This window comes from Ilyobacter sp., assembly GCF_041583315.1.
GTDB lineage: Bacteria > Fusobacteriota > Fusobacteriia > Fusobacteriales > Fusobacteriaceae > Ilyobacter.
Window position 1 is genome coordinate 1 of the sequence record NZ_JBFHGC010000149.1, and the last position, 5,465, is coordinate 5,465.

At 30.0% G+C, this 5,465-nt stretch carries 7 protein-coding genes; 3 read left to right on the forward strand and 4 right to left on the reverse strand.

The genetic code is table 11. The features are described 5' to 3' along the window. Positions 1–635: phosphatidylserine decarboxylase (locus ABZA26_RS06620; RefSeq protein WP_372713732.1), on the reverse strand; the 635-nt coding region annotated here is incomplete at its 3' end. A gap of 118 nt (positions 636–753) precedes the next feature. Here ABZA26_RS06620 and mgsA point away from each other — a divergent pair. Then, positions 754–1,128, forward strand: coding sequence for a methylglyoxal synthase (mgsA, locus tag ABZA26_RS06625; protein WP_372713733.1), 375 nt, complete (start codon positions 754–756; stop codon positions 1,126–1,128). A gap of 308 nt (positions 1,129–1,436) precedes the next feature. Here mgsA and ABZA26_RS06630 read toward each other — a convergent pair whose 3' ends face one another. Next, the gene (locus ABZA26_RS06630; protein ID WP_372713734.1) at positions 1,437–2,042 is read right to left on the reverse strand and encodes a M48 family metallopeptidase; all 606 of its coding nucleotides are present in this window, start codon (positions 2,040–2,042) and stop codon (positions 1,437–1,439) included. A 56-nt stretch (positions 2,043–2,098) separates the two neighbouring features. After that, on the reverse strand, positions 2,099–3,610 hold the full coding sequence (locus ABZA26_RS06635) for a nicotinate phosphoribosyltransferase (RefSeq protein WP_372713735.1): 1,512 nt from the start codon (positions 3,608–3,610) through the stop codon (positions 2,099–2,101). A gap of 139 nt (positions 3,611–3,749) precedes the next feature. On the opposite strand from ABZA26_RS06635, the gene dtd reads away from it, so the two are divergent. After that, a complete protein-coding gene (gene dtd / locus ABZA26_RS06640; RefSeq protein WP_372713736.1) occupies positions 3,750–4,196 on the forward strand; it encodes a D-aminoacyl-tRNA deacylase in 447 nt (148 codons plus the stop codon). 109 nt (positions 4,197–4,305) lie between these two features. Here the strand turns inward: dtd and ABZA26_RS06645 are convergent, their stop codons facing one another. Beyond that, entirely contained in the window at positions 4,306–4,584 is a 279-nt protein-coding gene (locus ABZA26_RS06645; protein ID WP_372713737.1) for an HU family DNA-binding protein, read from the reverse strand. Between the two features lie 414 nt (positions 4,585–4,998). On the opposite strand from ABZA26_RS06645, the gene ABZA26_RS06650 reads away from it, so the two are divergent. Then, a partial coding sequence (locus ABZA26_RS06650; protein ID WP_372713738.1) for a citrate/2-methylcitrate synthase occupies positions 4,999–5,465 on the forward strand: 467 nt, incomplete at its 3' end.

Genomic DNA, 5,465 nt, shown 5'->3' on the forward strand with positions numbered 1-5,465 from the left:
TATTCTCTTTTATTTTCACAAAATATCATGAAGTTTTTCTTTATTGCGTAGGGAGAAACCGAGTAATAAGAACCCTCTATCTTTTTATTATCCCCTATACTTCCGCTTGCAGGAAAATGAAATCTATGGTAATCAGAAGGTGCCAATCTAACTATAACAAAGGCTCCCCCCTGAAATTTATCAGCAAGTTTATCATCCTTCAAAAATTCACCCATGGAAAATTCAGATCCCTTGAGGAAAAAACTGTCTTTTTTATCTATGTTTTCATAGGCTAGTATCTTGCCGTCAGCAGGAGAGGATAGCTCATTTTTATTTTTTGATATTTTTCTTGCACTTTTCTTTAATTTTCTTATGAAGAAATCGTTAAAAGACTGAAACTCCGCTACCTTCTTTACAGCTTCTCCAATGTCTATATTGTGTTCTTCTATAAATGGAACTATCTTCTCACATGATTTTTTCTTATCCATCATTCTACCATACAGGGATGACAAGAATTTCCTTTTTACAATAGACTCAAGAGGAAGTTTCCCAAGAGGATTATAATATAAGAATTTCAGATAGCTTTCTCCTGGAACATTTTCCTGTTTTATTTTTCCTGTCTTTCTCTCAAAATAATTTATTTTCTCAAATTTCATTTCTCTACCTTTCAGATTTTTAATAAAATTATACCACATATTAAATATAAATTTGAAGTTTCATTTTTATTGGAGACATGATAACATATATACACATAAATTTTATAGGGGGTCAGTTATGGAACGTATAGCATTAATTGCTCATGATAAGAAAAAAGATGATCTGGTTGATTTTGTAAAAAAACACAAGGACTTTTTTGAAAAATTTGAACTAGTGTCAACAGGAACAACAGGAGGAAGAATAATTCAGGCTACAGATTTAAAAGTTCACAGATATCTCTCTGGTCCTCTTGGAGGAGATCAGCAGATCGGTTCTGACATTGCCAATGAAAAAATTAAAATTGTTTTCTTTTTTAGAGATCCTCTCACAAGTCAGCCTCATGAACCAGATGTTCAAGCTCTTATAAGATTATGTGATGTTCATAAAATTCCTGTAGCAACAAATAAAAGAACAGCTGAATTATTAATTATAGCTTTAAAAAATGAAATTTAAAATTTGAATTTCATTTTATTATATCAAAACTTAATTTTAAATATTTTTTATAAATTTCAAGTTGCACTAATTTTTCTGATATTGAATTTATTATTCAAATACTGCCACTTGGTGCAACTTGAAATCCCAAGCTTTATACCTCCTCAGTTCCTCTTCCACCTATCAGTTCTCGTTATTATGTTCTACGTTAGGCACTTCTTGAATGTTTTCTCAAAATCTAAATTATTGAAAAATAAAAATATAAATTACTTTAAGTAATTTATATTTTTATTTCTTTCTATTCATCCCTCTTAAATTATAATTCATCTTTAATAATATCTTCCCTCATCTTTTAGCACTCTTCTCACTTCTTTATAATCTGGAAAATATTTTTTGACCTCATTCCAAAATTCTTTAGAATGATTATGATGTACAAGATGACAAAGCTCATGTATTATTACATATTCTATTATTTTAGGATTTGCTTTTATCAATTTTATGTTTAAGGTTATATTGCCGTTTGAATAACATATCCCCCAGGAACTTTTCAATGGTTTTAACCTTACCTTTGAAGGATAAACCCCTATAATCTCACTCCATTTTTTTGTTTCATTCAGTAGTATTTTTATTCCTTCCTCTTCTATAGTACTTTCAGAAAAATTATTATCAGTGGCAGGTAATGTTTTCCCAAGGAATTTTATTGTCCCATCTGGATTTATTTCTCTCATCTTTTTTTCATATTGATTCAATTTTTCTTCTATAATTTCTAAATTCTTGCTCATAAATTTTTCACCGTTTATATAAGATTCTCTTTTCGGTATTGACAGCTCTATTAAGCATTCATTTTTTATTCTCAAAATATAATTTTTTTTACTTCTTTTGATTATTTTATAAATAATTATTTTTTCTGAACCCTTTATTTTTCCCTCTTTCATTTTAATCTCCTTCCTCATAGTGTCGCGGCGACACTAAAAAATCCCCATATAGGGGATTATTTTGAGATTTGACTTTTTATTTTTTTTATTAATGAATATTTAAGTTCTAAAAGGTCTTTTGAAAGATCCACCTTATATTTATGAGGATTTACAAGTCTCTTTCTTTCTTCTGACATATTATTTAGATTTTCAATGTAGTAATTACGTGAACTTTCAACATCTAATATCTTATCATAATTTTCCGTTAAAATTCCATTTTTTACATATTGAAGAGTTATTTTTTCAGCAGTATATTCCCCAGATTTTAATAAACTGCTTTTGAAATCATATTTCTCATCTATTATCGTGAGATCTTTGTTTTCCAATATTGTACTCTTATCCTCGTCTTTTTCCACAAGAGTTATTAAGTCTGCATAGGCAGAACCAAGACTATCATAGATTCTATAGACTTCTTTAAATCCAGGATTAGATATTTTAAAAACATCTTCTGAAAGTTTTATTACAGGATCACCGTTTATCTGAACAATTTTATAAACTCCGCCAAAACATGGATTTGATTTACTTGTTGCTATGGCATCTCCTACTCCAAAAGAATCAACACATGCTCCTTGCTCTTTTAGGGATCTAATCAGTTCTTCGTTCAGTGAGCTAGTTAAAATTATTTTTGCTTTTTTCATTCCTGCATTATCTAGTTCTTTCCTGCATTTTTTAGACAGGTATGCCAAATCTCCAGAATCAATTCTTATTCCGTAGGTTCCTTTATAATTATCGTCTATACCGCCTTCTTTAAAAGCTTCTATTGCATTTTTTATACCCATTCCAAGAGTGTTGTAGGTGTCGATCAATAATATCAGAGTATTATTCTCACGTTCCCTTCTATGTTTTATAAAAACTTCAAAAGCACGTTTTTCAGAATCTCTTCCTATCCCAAAAGTTTGAACATATGAGTGGGCCATGGTTCCAATACTAGGGATACCATATTTATATTCAGTAATAATATTGGAGTGGCTGGAGCATCCGCCAATATAAGCAGCTTTATTTCCTAATACGGCGCTATCGAAGCCGTGAGCCCTTCTGGTACCAAATGCTGATACTCCTATAGGGTCGGCTGCTCTAGTGACTCTAGAGGCCTTTGTAGCCACGGCCATCTGGAGGTTCATGGTATTCAATATCGGGGTTTCCAGTATTTTAGCCTGGATCAGAGGTGCCTTGATAGTTATAACAGGTTCATTTGGATATGCAATTTCACCATCTCTTAAGGCATATACATCTCCTGTGAACTTCATTTTGATCAGGTAATCTAAAAGATGTTGTTCCTTTATAATTTTTGAAAAATATTTTCTTTTTTCATCTTCTGAAGTATCATTCAATGTTTTTATAAGATTTAGAACTTCTTGTACTCCGCAAACAACTGCAAATCCACCATCTTCAGTTTTTCTGAAGTACATGTCAAATATAGCTTCCTGGTCTTCAAGCCCTTCCATTAGGTATACATCACTTTCAGTATACTGATATCTATCTGAATTAATAACTTTTGCAAATTCTGTCAACAAAATTTCTTTATCCAAAGTAATTACCTCATTTCAATTATTATGTTTAACAATATTTAGTATAACACTATCATATTTATTTTACAACTTGCAACCTTGAAAAATAAAGAGAACTATATTAAAATCTTATTATTACAATTGAAAGGGGTATAAATTTATGAAAGTAGTCATACAAAGGGTTTCTAAAGCCCAAGTATCAGTAGAAAATAATATCGTTGGAAAAATAGAAAAAGGTTTTCTCATTCTCCTTGGCATAACACACACAGATAATGAAAAAGACGCTAAATGGCTTGTTGATAAAATTTCAGGACTAAGAATATTTTCAGATGAACTTGGAAAAATGAATAAATCACTCACTGACGTAGGGGGAGAAATACTTTTAATCTCACAATTTACATTATACGGAGATTCCAGAAAAGGCAGACGACCTAGTTTTGTTGAAGCTGCTAAACCTGATATTGCTATTCCTCTATACAATAAATTTATTGAATATGTTAAAGAAAAAAATATAAAAATTTTTACAGGTGAGTTCGGTGCCGATATGAAAGTTGAACTTTTAAATGATGGTCCTGTCACTATGATAATAGATTCCCCTGAAAAATAGTTTTTCAGTTACGCTACCTAATATTTTTAGATAAGTTTATTAGCAAAAAGAAAAAGGCTGTTGATTTCAACAGCCTGCGAGATAGCAAAACCTCTTCTTCATTATAAAATTATTTAGCAATTTTATCTACAAGCTTCTTACCGGGTTTGAATTTAACTACTTTTTTAGCTTTAACAGTCATTTTTCTACCTGTCTGAGGATTTCTTACTTTTCTTTTGGCTCTTTCTACAACTTCCCATTTACCCCAGCCAATAAAATTGACCTCGTTTCCACCAACCAAAACATCTTCAATAGTATCTAATAAAGCATTTAATTTTCTTTCAGACTCCGCTTTAGATACAAAACCTCCATTTTCACAATACTTCGCTATAAATTCTTTCTTAGTCATTACCATCCCCCCCTTTATTACCTAGTATACTATATATTTTTCTTAAAACAAGTTATCACAACAAAAATATTTACAAAAAAATTATATACCACATTTTCAAATTTCCTTTTTTTATTAGTATTTTAATTTCATAGTTTAATTTTAAATATCAGGAAATAAGGATATTAAGTAAAAAACATCTTTAGTAGAATTAATAGGGATTATAAAGGGCTCTCAAAAAGAATCATAAGGAAAAAATCACGATTAAATATATACAAAATAAATCATTTTTCTCATATTGATATATTTTGTATATTGTTCGTATATAAAATGTGTACTTGTTTTAATTCACCATATGAAATATCATTAGATATGTAGTTTTTTTAGTTTAAAAGTATTTTAAATAAATATTTATTGATAAATGGAGGGATTGAGTTGGCAAATTATGCGGATAAAGGATTCAAAAATCTAATAGAACTTGCAAAAGATAACAACTTTATAGAGCCGGAATATTATGATAAGTATAATGTGAAGAAAGGTTTAAGAAACAAAAACGGGACAGGGGTTCTTGTAGGTCTGACCAAAATAGGTGATGTCCAGGGCTATGATGTGGTAAATAATATTAAAATACCAAAAGAAGGTGCTTTATATTATAGGGGAATAGAAATTAAGGATTTTGTAAAAGGATTTCAAAAGGAAAAAAGAATGGGTTTTGAGGAATGTATTTTTCTGCTTCTTTTCGGAAAACTTCCTTCAAAGTCTGAGTTGGACGATTTTAATTCACTACTTGATGAACTAAGATTTCTTCCTGATGGATTCACAGAAAATTTTTTACTAAAACTTCCAAGTAAAAATATTATGAACTTACTTCAAAGAAGTGTCCTTTTTTTATATTCCATGGA